Raw genomic sequence first — 15,465 nt, 5'->3', positions numbered from 1 at the left:
GCAGACAACATAAAATCGAACAAGTGGTCGATAATACCATTAGTTGCCCCGATTGTGCGTATGTTTTGGCATTAAATGGTGGATTTGTAACGTGTTGCGACATAGCTCACCCCGGTTTGCCGGGCTTGAGCGGCAACGTCAGATTCACGACGCCGTCTTCCAGCTGCACGTCCACCATAAAGCCCAGCTTCTCCGCCAGCGCCACCATACCGCGGTTATTGGGCATGGTGATACCGCTCAGGCGCTGCAGACCGCGGCTGCGGGCATAGCCGATCATCTTTTCCAGCAGTTGACGACCCAGCCCCAATCCTTTCAGATCGGAGCGCACCAGGACGGCGAATTCGGCGTCGGTATTGTCCGGGTCGGACAGCGCGCGCGTGACGCCGATAATCTGCGCATCCTCGGCGACCGCAACAAACGCCATTTCACGATCGTAGTCGATTTGCGTCATATTGGCTAAGTCATCATGACTAAACTCATTGATCTCACTGAAATATCGGTAATAAAGATCTTCTTTGGTCACGCGGTCGATAAAGTGCTTCAGCGCCGGTTCATCTTCCGGCAGGATCGGCCGGAACAGGCAGTGCGCGCCGTTCTTCAGCGTGATGCTTTCTTCTAACTCTTGCGGATAGGGGCGGATGGCCAGCCGCGCCTGCGGGTCGCCGCTGAACGGCGCCAGCTGCATCGACACGTCCAGCAGCGTAAATTCGCTGCCGGTTGCCAGCACCGGATGAATATCCAGCCGGGCGATCTCCGGGCAGTCGAGGATCAGGTTGGATACCTGCACCAGCAGCCGGCTGAGGCCGGGAATATCCAGCGGGCGCAGGGCGCTGCGACCGCGGATCTTGCCGCCTTTTACCGCCTGCAGCACCAGATAGCGCGCCAGCGCCATATTGAGCGGCGGCAGGGCGACGGCGGCCTGATGCTCCTGTCGCCACTCTACGCCGCCTTCACCCAGCATAATCAGCGGGCCGAAGATCGGATCCTGTTCAACGGCGATCCGCAGCTCCTGCGCCCCGGCGCGGTTCGCCATGCTCTGGACCAACAGGCCGTGGATGCGCGCCTGCGGATAGGTGCGCTTGACGCGGTCGAGAATCGCATCGGCGGCGCGCTGCACCTCGGTGGCGGTGCGCAGATAGAGCATGACACCCTGAACCTCGGATTTGTGCGGAATATCCGGCGAGCGCAGCTTCAGCGCCACCGGGTAGCCGATCTGCTCGGCGATATGCACCGCTTCGGCGCTGTCGCCGGCAATCCAGGTCGGCAGCGTGCTGAGGCCGTAAGCCTGCAGGATCGGCTGCACCTCATGGGTATCCAGCTGGCTGGCGCCCTCGGCCAGCGCCTGATGAATCAGCTGGTGCGCGGCGGCGGTATTGGCGGTCAGGCCGACCGGCAGAGCCGGGGTTTCCTTCAGCTGTTTCTGATTGCGGCGGTACTCCACCATATGCATAAAGGCGGTCACGGCCCCTTCCGGCGTGCGGTAGGTCGGGATCCCGGCGTCGGTGAACAGCCGGCGGGCTTCCTGCGAGGAGTATTCGCCGCACCAGTTGGTCAGCAGGGTAATGCGCTTGCCGCGCGGGTGCCGGCGAATCGCCGCGACCAGCTGTTCCGCGGTGGCGGTGCCGGGCGCGGCGGCGCTGGGGGCGTGAATCAGCAGCAGCGCGTCGTAATCGTTGCTGTCCAGCAGCACCTGCAGCGCCGCCAGATAGCGTTCCGGCGTGGCGTCGTCATGCAGATCGAGCGGGTTGTTCAGCGCAATAAAGTCCGGCAGCGCTGCGGCAAGCTGCTGCTGCGTCTCTTCACTCAGCACGGCCGGTTTGCCGTTGCGCGCCAACAATTGGTCGAGCGCCATCGCCGCCGGCGCGGCGCCGTTGCTGAGAATCATCAGGCGCTCGCCGCGCAGCGGGTGCATATGGCTGAGGGTTTCCACCGCCGAGAACAGCTCGTGGGTATCCTGCACGCGCAGCAGGCCGGCGCGCTGGATAGCGGCGTCGTAGGCGGCGTCCAGCCCTTGCTGGCCGTTCAGCAGGCGCTGGGCCTGCTGGCTGCGGCCGCTTTTGATCACCAGAATCGGCTTATTGCGGGAAGCGCTGCGCGAGGCCGACAGGAAACGGCGCGCATCGTGAATATTTTCCAGGTACAGCAAAATGGCGCTGGTTTTGGCGTCGCGCGCCAGGAAGTCCAGCAGATCGTCGACGTCGATATCCTGGCTGTCTCCCAGTGCGACAAAGTAGGAAAAGCCGACTTCGCGCTGCTGCGCCCAGTCGAGAATGGTATTGGCGACGGCGGCGGACTGCGAAATAAACGCCAGCCGGCCCGGCAGGATCGGCACCGGCGAGAAACTGGCGTTGATGCCTTGCCACGGCGCCAGCAGGCCAAGGCTGTTCGGCCCCAGCAGGCGTATGGCGTAACGCTGGGCGCAGGCCTTCAGCTCGGCGAACTGTGCCGGCTGGGCGGAAAGAATAATCACCGCTTTGCAGCCGCGTTCGCCCAGCGCCGCCAGCAGCGCCAGATTGCGTGAGTCGTGAGTACAGAGTATCGCCAGGTCGGGGGCGATCGGCAGGCTGGCGACGTCGGCATAGGCCATCACGCCGCATACCGCCTTATAGCGCGGCGTCACCGGTAAAATCGGCCCGCTGAAGCCGCCGGCGAGCAGATTGTGCATCATCAGGTGGCCCGAGCGCCCCGGCCGTTGCGACGCGCCCAGCACGGCGATGGATTTGGGACGTAATAGCGCTTCCAGGCCTCGCTGACTCATAACCTCACTCCTTGAACGGCAACGTTGTCGCCTGATTTTAGGCGTTTTATGGCGATGTTGCTGTGATCGATGCCGCTGGACGCGTAGGTTTGCCGGCCAGATAGCGCTGGCGGAAATAGCGAAAGTGCTGGCTCAGGCCGATTGCGGCCGCGTCGTCGCCCGCCTGCTGCAGCAGCGCGGCGGCAACTTCGGCGGTGCAGTGCTGCTCGGCGCGGCTGGCCTCGCGCAGCTGATAGTCGGATGCGGCGGCGACGTCCAGTGAAAAGACCGGGAACTGATTGAGGTAAGGGCTTTTGCGGAACATTTTACGGGCTTCCGACCAGGTGCCGTCGAGCATGATAAACAGCGGCGGCTTGCCGCCCGTCGGCAGTTGGCTGTAGACCGGCCGTCCGGCATCGGCGTAAGAGGCGGGAAACACCACGTACGGCTGACGGTTCGGATCGCCGATCGCCGCCAGCAGCGCCGGATCGACCTCGGTGCGCGACCAGAGAAAAGCCTGGGTGTCCGGCAGAATATCGGCGATCAGCCGGCCGGTATTGCTGGGCTTGAGCGGTTCAGCGCCGAACATGATCAGGCAGAAACGGCTGGCGGCAGACTGGGGGTTAATGGTCTCGCACAGGCAGTTTTTCTGCGGCAGCAGGCAGCCCTGGCAGCGGGCCACGCGGCAGCCGCGCGCCAGAAAAGGGCGGGTGGCGCGATCCAGGCGAAGCTGGCGCAGGCGAAGTACGGCATTGTCGGTCATAGCGATCCTGGGTAGGCCGGAACACGGCGGCGTCCGGGGTAAAAACCGCTATTGTAACGCAGAAAGCGTCAGGGGGGGATGGGCGCCGCCGCCCGTGACGGCGCGGCGGCGGGTTTTGCGTTACACTGATTCATCAAGCCAGTTGTCAAACGGCGCTTTAGGCATGGCGCCGTTTAGCATATCCACCATTTTCCCCTCGCGGAACAGCATGATGGTCGGGATGCTGCGGATGCGGAAGCGCGCGCTGAGTTCAGGCTCGGCCTCGGTATTGACCTTGACGAAACGGACTTTGCCCGCCCGCTCGGCGGCGACGTCTTCGAAAATGGGCGCAAAGTTGAGGCAGGGGCCGCACCACGGCGCCCAGAAATCGACCACCACCGGCAGGCCGTCCTGCAGTAATTTGTCCAGCGTCTCGGCGGTGGCGTTGATCACCTCGCCATCGAATAATTCATGGCCGCAGCGGCCGCATTTGGCGCCGTCGCTCAGACGGTCTTCCGGGACGCGGTTGGTGGCGTTACAAGCGGAGCAAACTGTATTCATGGGAACCTCGGGTACGGGTAGCTGACATGGCGCGCAAGCGTTGCGGCAATGTTTCGTTAATGCTGTTTATTATCGGCAAAAGCGTCTTGGTGAACAAAGAGGTTTGTTCAATGAATGTAATAGCCCGGATCTTATTCGTCCAAGTTGGTGGCTTAGCAGACCGACATCAGGTAATCTTCGCGCCTGCGCGTTGGTGGAGAAGACAATGAACGACTCATTTAGTGGCAAAAACGGCAAAGTTAAAGTGATGTACGTCCGCGGTGACGAAGACGGCGGCGACGATCGTAACAACAAACGTCCGGCAGGCAAAGGCCGTCCGGCGGACAAGTCGCGCTCTGGGCGCGGCGCTCAGGATAACAAGGCGCGCAGCGGCGATCGCGGCGGGCGTCGTCCGGCACGTGCGGAAGGGCGCGGCGGCAATGATTCGCCGTGGAAAACCGTATCGCGCGGCCCGGATGCGGAGCCGGCGTTCGACCATGGCGGCATCAGCGGTAAAAGCTTTATCGACCCGGAACAGCTGCGCCGCCAGCGTGCGGAAGAAACGCGGGTATATGGCGAGAATGCCTGTCAGGCGCTGTTCGCCAGCCGTCCTGACGCCATCGTGCGCGCTTGGTTTGTGCAGTCGGTGACGCCGCGCTTCCGCGAGGCGCTGCGCTGGATGGCGGCCAACCGCAAGGCTTACCACGTGGTGGATGAAGCGGAGCTGGCGAAAGCGTCCGGCACCGAGCACCACGGCGGCGTCTGTTTCCTGATCAAAAAGCGTCAGGGGCTGGATGCGACCACTTACCTGAAGACGGCGCCGGCCAGCGACTGCGTGCTGGCGCTGGAGGCGGTGGGCAACCCGCATAACCTGGGGGCGATCATGCGCTCCTGCGCGCACTTCGGCGTGAACGGCGTGCTGCTGCAGGATCCGGCGCTGCTGGAGTCCGGTGCGGCGGTGCGTACCGCAGAAGGCGGCGCGGAGCATATCAAGGCGATCAATGCCGACGATTTCCTCTCGGTGCTGGATACCTTCCGTCGGGCGGGCTACACCATCGTCACCACCTCCAGCCATAAAGGCGTGGCGTTGGCGCAGGCCAAACTGCCGGCCAAAATGGTGCTGGTGCTGGGCCAGGAGCGCGACGGCCTGAGCGACGGCGCCTGGCAGCAGGGGGATATGAACGTCTCCATTGGCGGCACCGGCAAGGTGGAAAGCCTGAACGTCTCGGTCGCGACCGGCATTCTGCTGGCCGACTGGTGGCGTCAGAATCAGGCGTAATGGCCAGATTGCGGTAAAAGAAACGGGCGCCTCAGGCGCCCGTTTTTTATCTCTGCATGAACACCACCTCCTATGGAGGTGGTCAGCAACAAGTTGGCTCTGCCAGTAATGCTACTCATGGGAAAATCCGAATCTGTTATCCCCATAACTGATAAGGATTTAACCATGAGTAGATTCCAGAAAGCATCTCATGTGCTCTGGTGTTGTCAATATCATATTGTATGGACACCCAAGTACCGATTTCGCATCCTTAGGAATAATGTTGGCAAAGAGGTCTACAAGCAGATAAGGATCTCAAGTGAGCAACTCGGGATAGAAGTGGTAGAGCTGAATGTTCAGATAGATCATGTCCATTTACTGGTAAAAGTCCCGCCACGTCTTTCTATTTCACATGTGATAGGTCATTTGAAAGGTAAAACAGCCCTTAGGCTGTTCAGCAAATTTCCCTATCTGCGGAAGAACAAGTTGTGGGGAAATCACTTCTGGGCGCGGGGTTACTGCGTAGATACCGTAGGTATAAATGAAGAAATGATAAGAAAGTACGTGAAGTATCAGGAAAAGCATGAAGTTGAAGAGAGCCAGCTTCCACTAAAAGAGGTGTGAAGCGAAGGCTCTCAGAGTCTGAGCTAAGTACGCCCCTCTGGGGCGCTATCAATGCCACCTGCTATGCAGGTGGTTTTTTACTGGAAAATCAGTGGGCGCCGTCGCCGCCCCCGCCGCTGGAACTGAACGGCGGTTTGGCGAACCACACCAGCGCCAGCAGGATCAGGAACACCCCGGCCGACAGCCAGAAGATTTCGTTGGCCGAGATAATCAACCCCTGCGCGGTAATCTGCTGGGCGATATATCCCGAAGCCTGCTGCTGAGTCATGCCCAGCTGCTCAAGCTGACGGTACATCTCCTGCGACTGCGGGTTGTAAGGGTTCACAAACTCCGTCAGCTGCGAGTGGTGCATCGACTCGCGCTGCGTCCACAGCGTGGTGGTGATCGAGGTGCCGATCGAGCCGGCCAGCGTACGCACAAAGTTCGACAGGCTCGACGCCGCCGCCATGCGTTCCGGCGGCAGGCCGGACAGGGTAATCGTCGTCAACGGCATAAAGAAGCAGGCGATGGCGAAGCCCTGAACGAACTGCGGCCAGGCGGACGCGCCGAAATCCATACCCGGTTCAAAGGTATAGGCGCGCCAGTAGAAGCACACGGCATACATGATAAAGCTGAAGGTCACCAGCCGGCGCATATCCAGCCGGTGGCCGAACTTACCGATCAGCGGCGACAGCAGCACCGGGATCAGGCCGACCGGCGCCGAGGCCAGACCGGCCCAGGTGGCGGTGTAGCCGTACACCTCCTGCAACAGCTGCGGCAACAGGACGATAGCGCCGAAGTAGAGCATATAGGCCAGGCTGATGCACAGCACGCCGATGGTAAAGTTGCGCGACTTGAACAGCGACAGGTCCACCACCGGGTGGTCGTCCGTCAGCTCCCAGACCACCAGGAACAGCAGCGCCACCACCGCCACCACCGTCAGGGTGATGATTTCGGTGGAGTTGAACCAGTCCAGCTCTTTGCCCTGATCCAGCATCACCTGCAGCGAACCGATGCCCACCACCAGCAGAATCAGGCCGATGGTGTCTATCGGCTTGATCTCGGTTTTGGTTTCACGGCCACGCAGCGTTGCCAGCGCGGCGAAAATCACAAACAGTCCGATAGGAATGTTGATGAAGAAGATCCAGCCCCAGTGATAGTTGTCGCTGATGTAACCGCCGAGGATCGGGCCGAAAATCGGCGCGACGATCACCGTCATCGACCAGAGCGCCAGCGCCATGGCCCGCTTCGCCGGCGGATAGTTATTCAGCAGCAGGCTCTGGGACAGCGGGATCAGCGGGCCGGCCACCAGCCCCTGGATCACGCGGAAGAAGATCAGCATGCCCAGGCTGTTGGAGATGCCGCATAGCCAGGAGGCAATGGCGAACAGCGCGGTGGACCACAGGAACAGCTTCACTTCGCCGAAGCGCTTCGCCAGCCAGCCGGTAATCGGGATCGAGATGGCGTTCGCCACCCCGAACGAGGTGATGACCCAGGTGCCCTGCGAGTTGGATGACCCGAGGTTACCGGCAATGGTCGGTATTGCCACGTTGGCAATGGTGGAGTCCAGCACCTGCATAAAGGTCGCCATGGCGAGCGCGACCGTCATCCAGGCAAGCTGGGCTCCCTCAAGCGGTTTTTGTGCTGCCAAGGTAGCCTCCCGCTCGCTTAACCGGCGTTAGCATGGATAACATCGGCGATCATCTGGTTGACCGGCGCCAGCTGCAGCGTCAGCGCATCGCTCTGATAGCGCGGCTTGTCGTTGACCACGTTGGCCAGCATACGGCCGTTGAGGTCGCTGGTATCGACGTTCACCAGCGTAGACAGACCGATGCGCAGCGGATGATCGGTAATCTGCTTGGCGTCCAGTTCGATACGTACCGGCAGGCGCTGCACCACTTTAATCCAGTTGCCGGTGGCGTTCTGCGCCGGCAGCAGGGAGAAGGCGCTGCCGGTGCCCATATCGATGCCGACCACTTTGCCGTGGTACACCACGTCATCGCCGTAGACATCGCTGACCACGGTCGCCGGCTGGCCGATGCGCATATTGGCGATCTGCGTTTCTTTAAAGTTGGCGTCGACCCAGACGTGATCGGCCGGCACCACCGCCATCAGCGGCGAACCGGCGGCGATTTGCGCGCCGACCTGCACGCTGCGGCGTGAGACATAGCCGGTGATCGGGCTGACCACGCGGGTACGCTGCAGCGCCAGCCAGGCGTCGCGCATCTGCGCGGCGGCCTGTTGTACTGCCGGCTGCTGTTCCAGCGGCGTATTGAGCACCATCGCCTGGTTGGCGTTGTATTGCTGCACGGCCACTTCCAGCGCGGCTTTGGCGCTGGCGACGGCGTCGCGTGCGTGTTGCAGCTCTTCACGACCGATAGCGTCGACGCTGCCCAGCACCACGCGGCGCTTGAGGTCGTTCTCCGCCTTGCTCAGATCAGATTTGCGCAGGGCGATATTGGCCTGATATTGCTTGCTGTTGATGATCAGCTGGTGGGTCTGGCGCACGCTGTTGGCCAGCCCGGTTTTCGCCCGCTCGAACGCCTGTTCGGCATCGGTCGGGTCCAGCGTCAGCAGCACGTCGCCCTGTTTGACGTAGTCGGTATTATCAAAATTGATGCGCGTTACGCTGCCGCCGACCTGGGACATAATCTGCACCTGGTTGCCCGCCACGTAGGCATCGTCGGTTTCCTGATGATGACGCAGCACCAGGAACCAGTACGCTAAATAAGCCACCCCAATAACAATAAAAATCACCGTCAGCAGAAGCAGCCAAAATTTACGCTGTTTCTTTTTGCCTGTCGGTTGCTGCGGGGTTTGTGTCTCCGCATTTGTGCTCATGGTTTTCTCCACGTTTTTCCTTGCTGGTTCAGGCGACGACGCACGCCGGCCGCCGTGAGACCGCTTTAATTATTTTGGCTAGCGTTATTATGCTTTTTTATCCGCGACCGCCGGGGCCTGATAGCCGCCGCCCAGTGCGCGGATCAACCCTATCTTCGCCTGCATCATATTGCTGCTGGCGCTGAGCTCAGTCAGCTGCTGCTGGATCAGCTGCGTCTGACTGGATAACAGATCGTCACGCCCGATAATCCCTGCCCGGTAACGGGCGTTGGCGACCTGATAAACCTGCTGCATAGACTGCGAGGCCGAGGAGGCCTGCTGCAGCTGCTGGGCGGTGCTTTGCTGAACCGTAATGGCGTCAGCGGTTTCCTGCAGCGCATTGAGGATGGTCTGGTTGTAGGATTCCACCGCCTGATCGTAGAGGGCGGACTCTTCACCCAGCTTGCTGCGCAGCGCGCCGGCGTGGAAGATCGGCAGCGAAATCGCCGGGGCGATATTCCACGCCTGGCTGGCGGCTTCGAACAGGTTCGGGCTGGTGCCGCCGACGTTGGTGGTGGTCAGGCCGGCAAAGGCGGAAATCGACAGACTCGGGTAAAACTCTTTACGGGCCGCGGCGACTCGCTGGTTATAGGATTCCACCAGCTGACGCTGGGCCGCGATGTCCGGGCGTTTACCCAGCAGGTCGGCGGTCAGTTCGCCTTTCGGCGCCAGCAGTGAATCGGCCGGCAGTTTCACCGGACGTAAATGCTGCATCGCATTCGGCCCCTGGCCGCTCAAGGCTGCCAGCTGGTGTTTTAACTGCTCGATCTGCGACTGCAGCTGCAGAATCTGCTGTTTGGCTGCGTCGGACTGCGCTTTGGTCTGTTGCGGTACGTCGACGCCGGTCATCCCGGCCTGATATTGCCGCTGGCGCAGCTGCGTCAGGCGGTCGTTGTTCGTCACTTCCTGTTGCAGCAGCGTTTCCTGCGCGTAGTAGTTCTGCAGCAGGTAGTAGGCCGAGGCCACGGAGCTGGTCAGCGTCAGCGCCGCCTGTTCCTGCTCGGCGCGCGCGGCGTCAACCTGCGCCTTGGCGGCGTTGACCTGATTGCGGTACTTGCCCCACCAGTCAAATTCATAGGCCAGGTTCAGGCCGAGCGAGTTGGAGCTGGAGTATATGGGCTTTTGGGGATAGCCCAGGCCGGAGTTGACGTTCTGCGGGGTGCGCTGGCGGGTGGTGCCGGCGTTGAGGTCCAGGTTCGGGCCGTTGGCGGCGCTGGCTTCGCCCATCACGCTGCGCGCCTCACGCACGCGTGCGGCGGCCTGCTTGAGCGACGGCGAGTTTTGCAGCGCCTGAGTCATCAGGCTATCGAGCTGCGGGTCGTTGAGGGCGCGCCACCACTGCGGGCTGATGGCCAGCGAGCTGACCTTCGGCTGCGCCAGCTGCAGGTTTTGCGGATCCATCAGGGTAGACTGCGGAGCTATATTATCGGTAGAGGCGCACCCTGCCAGCAGCAAAACGGCGAACAGCGGGGTGAGTCTCCAATTTAATGGGGATCGCATAAATTTGGTTACCTGAACAGATAATGAAGAATTAGGATAACTGTTCTGTGACTTCCATTTGATCCAGACGTGCCAGTAGCTTGCGCGTCAGCTGTTCCAGCTGGCGTTGCTCGTCGTCATTGAGTGTGGACCAAAGGAAATGCAGACATTTGTGCTGCGGCGGCAGCAGTTGCGCCAGGAATTCTGTGCCTTTTGGCGTCAAGTGCAGATGCAGACAGCGGCGGTCGTTGTCGCTTTCCTTACGTTCAATCCACCCGCGTTTTTCCAGCTCATCGGCGATGCGCGTCGCATTGGTGCGCGAAGAGCCGAGTGCGGAGCTGAGCTCCGAAGGCTGAATGCTGTGGTTTTCCTGCGCATCCAGCGTAATCAGCGCCATAAACAATGTTTCGTTTATCCCTTGGGCCTTCAGCATTTTGTTGCGATTTTCCAGCAGCTTGCTCTGCATATGCATGCACAGCCGCGTCAGCAGAATTTCCTGATAGGGAAAGTCCTTCTGACGTTTGGCGCGGAAATTCAACATGTGTTCTATGGGAGTAAACGAGTTTTCCATCATTTGGGGGCCTCATTAATTACGTTTGGTATAGTAACGACAGTGATTAATAATGTAAATCTTCAGCTTGGTGAATAATTTAACAATTTGTGTCATTCATTCGCCGTGATTGCGCCATTAATCGCCACATTGCGTATGGTTATGTGAGGGGGCGCACATCATGGCCCACTCCCTTAACCCAAAATAATAAGTGTTTTTAAAGTAATGCCAAACGCCAGCGCGCCTATCAGCGTAGCGTAAATAATGCTTTTTGTGCGGTAGAAGCACAGCGCCAAGGCGGTAAAACCGGCCAGCGTCGGCACGAGTCTGGCGTGATCGCGCATCACCTCCGGGGTGCTGGAAACCACCAGCAGCGCGCAGATGGAGGCGATGCCGATACTGTCGAGCAGCAGGGCGATTTTGCCGCGCGGCATGCCCGGCCGCTGGCGCGCCGGGGCGAGCCGCAGGGGCAGATAACGGAACAGATAATTCGCGCAGCCCACCACCAGACCGATAAGCAACACATCAGCGTTCATCGACGTTCTCCGCTGTCGCCGGCGTTAACAGCGCCGCCAGGCAGCCGGCGCCGATGCCGCAGAGAATCGCCGCCGGAATGGAAAAACACAGCAGCCCCAGCAGCGCGCCGGCCAGTGACGCGGCGACGATCGCGCTTTGCGGGCGGGTGAAGGCGGCCAGCAGGAAGCTGAGAAACAGCGCGGGCAGCATAAAGGAGAGGGAGGCTTCGATAACCGGGAACTGCTCCAGCGGGCCATTGCCGAACAGGGCGCCTAGCGCCGTGCCCGCCACCCAGGAGAGCCATGAGCTGAGCGCGATGCCAAGCATCCAGTTCTCGCTCCAGCTGCGGCGGTCGCGGATCAGTCTGGCGCTGGCGGCGGCGAACACCTCATCGGTCAGGCCGAACGCCCACAGGGCGGTTTTTCCTGGCGACAGGCGGGCGTTAATGCGGTGGCGCAGCGCCGGCCCGTAGAGAATATGGCGGATATCCATCGCCATCACCGTCAGGGCGGAGACCCACAGCGACATCCCGGCGCTGAGCAGCGCGGTGATAACAAACTGGCTGGCGCCGGCATAGATGATGCAGGAGAAAAACAGGCTTTCCAGCGGCGAGAACCCCAGCTTTACGGCGCTGAGGCCAAAGGCGAACGCCACCGGCAGGTAGCCGATAACGATCGGCAGGCTGTCAAAAATGCCATTGGCGAAAGTAGAACGTACGGCGGAAGGCGTCAGGTTCTCGGAAGCTTGGCTTTGCATGTTGTCGGCGGCACAGAATAGGAGACCAATAGTTTATCTCCAGAACATTACCAGAGAGTGAGTAATGTTTATACCCTGTGCCGCTAATAAATTTCACTCGTTATTGTTTTCTTGCTAATCAGATTTTGACTGCCACTGCGGGTCGTGCCGCTGGCCGCGCCACCAGATCAACAGGCTGACGACGCACAGCGCGACCCCGACGGCGGCAACGCCGTACCAGCCCGCATGTTGATAGGCGGAGGCCGACAGCAGCGACCCCAGCGCGCCGCCGATAAAATAGCTGGTCATATAGCCGGCGGTCAGACGGTTGCGCGCGTCGGGCATCACGCGGTAAATCACGCTCTGGTTGGTGACGTGCACCGCCTGCACCGCCAGATCCAGAATAATGATGCCGATTAATAGTGCCCACAGTGATTGTTTAGCCAAAGCGATGGGTATCCAGGATAACAGCAGCAGGATCAGGCCGGCGCTGGTGGTGAACCCGGCCCGGCCTTTATCGGTCTGCTGACCGGCGTGGGAGGCGGCCAGCGCGCCGGCGGCGCCGACCAGGCCGAACAGACCGATAACCCCCTCGGAATAGCCGAACGGCGGCGCGGCCAGCAGAAACGCCATCGACGTCCACAGCACGCTGAAATTGGCAAATGACAGTGCGCCGAGCAGGGCGCGGGTGCGCAGCAGCGGCGTGGTGCCGAACAGTACGAAGATCGACTTCAGCAGCTGCGGGTAATTCAGCCCGCTGTGCTGTTTATAGCGCGGCAGCGCGCGCCACAGGATCAGCGCCATCACGATCATCAGCGCGCTGGCAACCCAGTAAATGGTGCGCCAGCCGCCGATGGAGGCCAGCGCGCCGGCAACGGTGCGCGCCAGCAGAATACCGAGCAGCAGGCCGCTCATAATGATGCCGACGGTTTTACCGCGCTTTTCCGGATGCGCCAGCGTCGCCGCCAGCGGCACCAGAATTTGCGCCACCACGGAAAACAGCCCGGTGAGCGCGGTGCCGAGGATCATCACCGCCAGCGTGCTGGAGGTGGCGGTGATCAGCATGCCGCCGGCGGCCAGCAGCGTCATAAAGACGATCAGGCCGCGCCGTTCGAACATATCGCCGAGCGGCACCAGGAACAGCAGGCCGACGGCATAGCCCAACTGGGCAGCGGTGACGATAAAGCCGGCCTGATTCACCGACAGGTTAAACTGATGGGCGATGGTTTCCAGCAGCGGCTGGGCGTAGTAGTTACTGGCGACGGCCAGACCGGTCGCGATGGCGATCAGTGCGGTCAGCGCCGGGCTGAGCCCCGGATGTTCTGTTGTTGTTTTCATCGTATGTCAGATAACTGGAAAAAGTGCGCAGAGTATCGGGCAGGAAAGCTGACAAATCCAATGTATAATTTTCATTTTATTTATCTCATTTCGCGATAGATGCCATGAACCTGAAACAGATCCGCTATGCGCTGGCGGTGGCGGAGGAACAGAGTTTTACCCGCGCCGCCCAGCGTTGTCATACCGTCCAGTCGGCCCTCAGCCACCAGATTGCCAAACTGGAGGAGGAGCTGGGCTGCGCGCTGTTTGAGCGCACGTCGCGCCGGGTGTCGCTGACCTCGGCCGGGCGCGCGTTTATTCTGCCGGCGCAGCGGCTGCTGTCGGCCCGCCAGACGCTGGTGGATGAGGTGGTGTCGGCCAGCGGCACGCTGTCCGGCACGCTGACGATTGGCACCATCTCAACACTGAATGCGATAGATCTGACGGAAAAGCTGGCTGCGTTTCATCGCCACCATCCGGCGGTCAATATTCGCCTGTACGTCGGCATCAGCGAGCTGCTGCTGGAGAACATCCGTCAGCAGCAGACCGACGTGGCGTTTGTCGGCCTCTGGCCGGGAGACAAAGATATGCTGCCGGTCTCGCACCGCCTGCTGAGCGATGAGCCGCTGGTGGCGCTGGTATCGCCCCGTCATGCGTTGGCCGGCAGCCGGCAGGTGACGCTGCAGGCGCTGGCGGAGGTGCCGCTGGTGGACTTTTACAGCGGCACCGGCGCCCGGCGGCAGACCGATCGCGCCTTTCAGGCCGCCGGCGTCAGGCGGCACGTCAGCTTTGAAATCGACCATATTGAATGGCTGGAGAATCTGGTGCGCAGCGGCCTGGCGACCGGCATCGTGCCGGTTTCCACCGCGCTGCGCCTGAGCGGTCTGGTGGCGGTGCCGATTAAGGATGGCCCGCGGCGGCAGGTGTACTGCGCCTGGCAGCAGCCGTTGTCCCGGGCGGCGGAACGCTTTTTACAGTTTAGCGGCCTGGGGCCGGCGGAGGCGTAGGAAGCGGCCCTCCCGTCGGGGAGAGGGCCGTGGGGAGGGGTTACTTCTTCGCGGCGGCCTGTTCGGCGGTTTTCACCCAGCCGTCAAAGGTCGCCTGGTGCGCCTTGATCCAGCCGTTAACGTGATTTTCGATATCGGCTTCAGACGCCTGGCCTTCGTGCATACGCAGGTTTTGGGCGTTGATATCGGCAATCGGCAGTTTCATGGTGGCGAACAGCTTGGCGGCCGCCGGGTTCTTCTCTGCCCACTGCTTGTTGGCGGCAATGCGCATGGTATTGACTGGGAAGCCGTAGTTGGCGCCGTTAGGCAGTTTGGTGTCGACGTTCTTCTGTTCGCCCGGCAGGGAGGAGAACGGCACCTGCAGCCAGACCACATCGCGCCCCGGCACCAGCACGTCGCTTACCCAGTACGGCGTCCAGGTGTAGTACAGGATCGGCTTGCCTTCCTTGAAGCGGGTGATGGTGTCGGCGATCATCGCCGCGTAGTTGCCCTGGTTGTGCGTCACGGTTTTTTCCAGGCCGTAGGCGCCAAGATGGTGGTTAATCACCGCTTCGCAGCCCCAGCCCGGCGTACAGCCGGTCATATCGGCCTTGCCGTCGCCGTTGGTGTCGAACAGCTTGGCGATTTTCGGATCTTTCAGCTGCTCGACATTGGTGATGTGGTACTTGTCGGCGGTTTTCTTGTCGATCAGGTAACCCTGTGCGGCGCCGCTGACGTACACCCCTTCGCGGTAGAACTTGGCATCGCCGCCGGCGGCCTTGTATTGGTCAGCGTGCAGCGGATCCCAGTTGACGGCGAGGAAGGTGGCGTCGCCGGAGGCGATCGAGGTATAGGCGACGTTGTAGTCGACTTCACGCGGTGGTTTAACGTCGTAGCCCAGTTTTTCCAGCGCCTTGCTGACCAGCAGGGTCTGGAAGGTCTCTTCTGAAATGGTGCTCTGCACCGGTTGTACCGAGATACCTTTTCCTGGCAAATCAGCAGCGGAAGCAACCTGTGAACCAATCAGTGTGGTAAGGGCGATAGCCCAGATTCCTGTAGTGCGCATAGTCTTTCCTCTGTGTTTGATGTTGTGGCGTGGTGGCCCGCCGGAACGCTGCCGGC

Annotated in this window: 14 protein-coding genes; 3 read left to right on the top strand and 11 right to left on the bottom strand. The window is 61.0% G+C overall.

The window, feature by feature from the left end:
• Positions 1-106: 106 nt before the first annotated feature.
• From I6G83_RS01450 to trxC, 3 genes are all read right to left on the bottom strand, one after another.
• On the bottom strand, positions 107-2,758 hold the full coding sequence (locus I6G83_RS01450; RefSeq protein WP_054306244.1) for a bifunctional acetate--CoA ligase family protein/GNAT family N-acetyltransferase: 2,652 nt from the start codon (positions 2,756-2,758) through the stop codon (positions 107-109).
• A 46-nt stretch (positions 2,759-2,804) separates the two neighbouring features.
• Positions 2,805-3,500: a tRNA-uridine aminocarboxypropyltransferase gene (locus tag I6G83_RS01445; RefSeq protein WP_054306245.1), complete on the bottom strand. Its 696-nt coding sequence runs from the start codon at positions 3,498-3,500 to the stop codon at positions 2,805-2,807.
• A 120-nt stretch (positions 3,501-3,620) separates the two neighbouring features.
• A complete protein-coding gene (trxC, locus tag I6G83_RS01440; RefSeq protein WP_054306246.1) occupies positions 3,621-4,040 on the bottom strand; it encodes a thioredoxin TrxC in 420 nt (139 codons plus the stop codon).
• Positions 4,041-4,245: 205 nt separating this feature from the next.
• On the opposite strand from trxC, the gene I6G83_RS01435 reads away from it, so the two are divergent.
• On the top strand, positions 4,246-5,298 hold the full coding sequence (locus I6G83_RS01435; protein WP_015673522.1) for a tRNA/rRNA methyltransferase: 1,053 nt from the start codon (positions 4,246-4,248) through the stop codon (positions 5,296-5,298).
• A 165-nt stretch (positions 5,299-5,463) separates the two neighbouring features.
• Complete coding sequence (tnpA, locus tag I6G83_RS01430) at positions 5,464-5,901, top strand: IS200/IS605 family transposase (RefSeq protein WP_032751944.1); 438 nt, start codon at positions 5,464-5,466, stop codon at positions 5,899-5,901.
• Positions 5,902-5,989: 88 nt separating this feature from the next.
• On the opposite strand, the gene emrB is transcribed toward tnpA, so the two are convergent.
• The 7 genes from emrB to I6G83_RS01395 form a co-directional block, all read right to left on the bottom strand.
• A complete protein-coding gene (emrB, locus tag I6G83_RS01425; RefSeq protein ID WP_015673521.1) occupies positions 5,990-7,531 on the bottom strand; it encodes a multidrug efflux MFS transporter permease subunit EmrB in 1,542 nt (513 codons plus the stop codon).
• A gap of 17 nt (positions 7,532-7,548) precedes the next feature.
• Positions 7,549-8,721, bottom strand: a complete 1,173-nt coding sequence (gene emrA / locus I6G83_RS01420) for a multidrug efflux MFS transporter periplasmic adaptor subunit EmrA (RefSeq protein ID WP_054307423.1) — start codon at positions 8,719-8,721, stop codon at positions 7,549-7,551.
• 87 nt (positions 8,722-8,808) lie between these two features.
• The gene (locus tag I6G83_RS01415; RefSeq protein ID WP_015673519.1) at positions 8,809-10,260 is read right to left on the bottom strand and encodes an efflux transporter outer membrane subunit; all 1,452 of its coding nucleotides are present in this window, start codon (positions 10,258-10,260) and stop codon (positions 8,809-8,811) included.
• Positions 10,261-10,291: 31 nt separating this feature from the next.
• Complete coding sequence (mprA, locus tag I6G83_RS01410; protein ID WP_041412188.1) at positions 10,292-10,810, bottom strand: transcriptional repressor MprA; 519 nt, start codon at positions 10,808-10,810, stop codon at positions 10,292-10,294.
• A gap of 173 nt (positions 10,811-10,983) precedes the next feature.
• Positions 10,984-11,325, bottom strand: a complete 342-nt coding sequence (gene ygaH / locus I6G83_RS01405; RefSeq protein ID WP_054307422.1) for an L-valine transporter subunit YgaH — start codon at positions 11,323-11,325, stop codon at positions 10,984-10,986.
• A complete protein-coding gene (locus tag I6G83_RS01400) occupies positions 11,315-12,061 on the bottom strand; it encodes an AzlC family ABC transporter permease (protein WP_054307421.1) in 747 nt (248 codons plus the stop codon). The genes ygaH and I6G83_RS01400 overlap by 11 nt, the downstream gene beginning before the upstream one ends.
• A 114-nt stretch (positions 12,062-12,175) precedes the next feature.
• Positions 12,176-13,378 (bottom strand): MFS transporter, encoded by a 1,203-nt coding sequence (locus I6G83_RS01395; RefSeq protein ID WP_015673515.1) that lies wholly within the window; start codon positions 13,376-13,378, stop codon positions 12,176-12,178.
• Positions 13,379-13,482: 104 nt separating this feature from the next.
• Between I6G83_RS01395 and I6G83_RS01390 the strand changes: the two genes are divergently transcribed.
• The gene (locus I6G83_RS01390) at positions 13,483-14,364 is read left to right on the top strand and encodes a LysR family transcriptional regulator (protein ID WP_054307420.1); all 882 of its coding nucleotides are present in this window, start codon (positions 13,483-13,485) and stop codon (positions 14,362-14,364) included.
• A gap of 40 nt (positions 14,365-14,404) precedes the next feature.
• Here the strand turns inward: I6G83_RS01390 and proX are convergent, their stop codons facing one another.
• On the bottom strand, positions 14,405-15,409 hold the full coding sequence (gene proX, locus I6G83_RS01385; RefSeq protein ID WP_015673513.1) for a glycine betaine/L-proline ABC transporter substrate-binding protein ProX: 1,005 nt from the start codon (positions 15,407-15,409) through the stop codon (positions 14,405-14,407).
• Between the last annotated feature and the right edge of the window lie 56 nt (positions 15,410-15,465).

Origin of the sequence: Serratia rubidaea (genome assembly GCF_016026735.1) — a bacterium.
Lineage (GTDB): Bacteria > Pseudomonadota > Gammaproteobacteria > Enterobacterales > Enterobacteriaceae > Serratia_B > Serratia_B rubidaea.
This window is presented reverse-complemented; position numbering and strand designations above follow the sequence as displayed.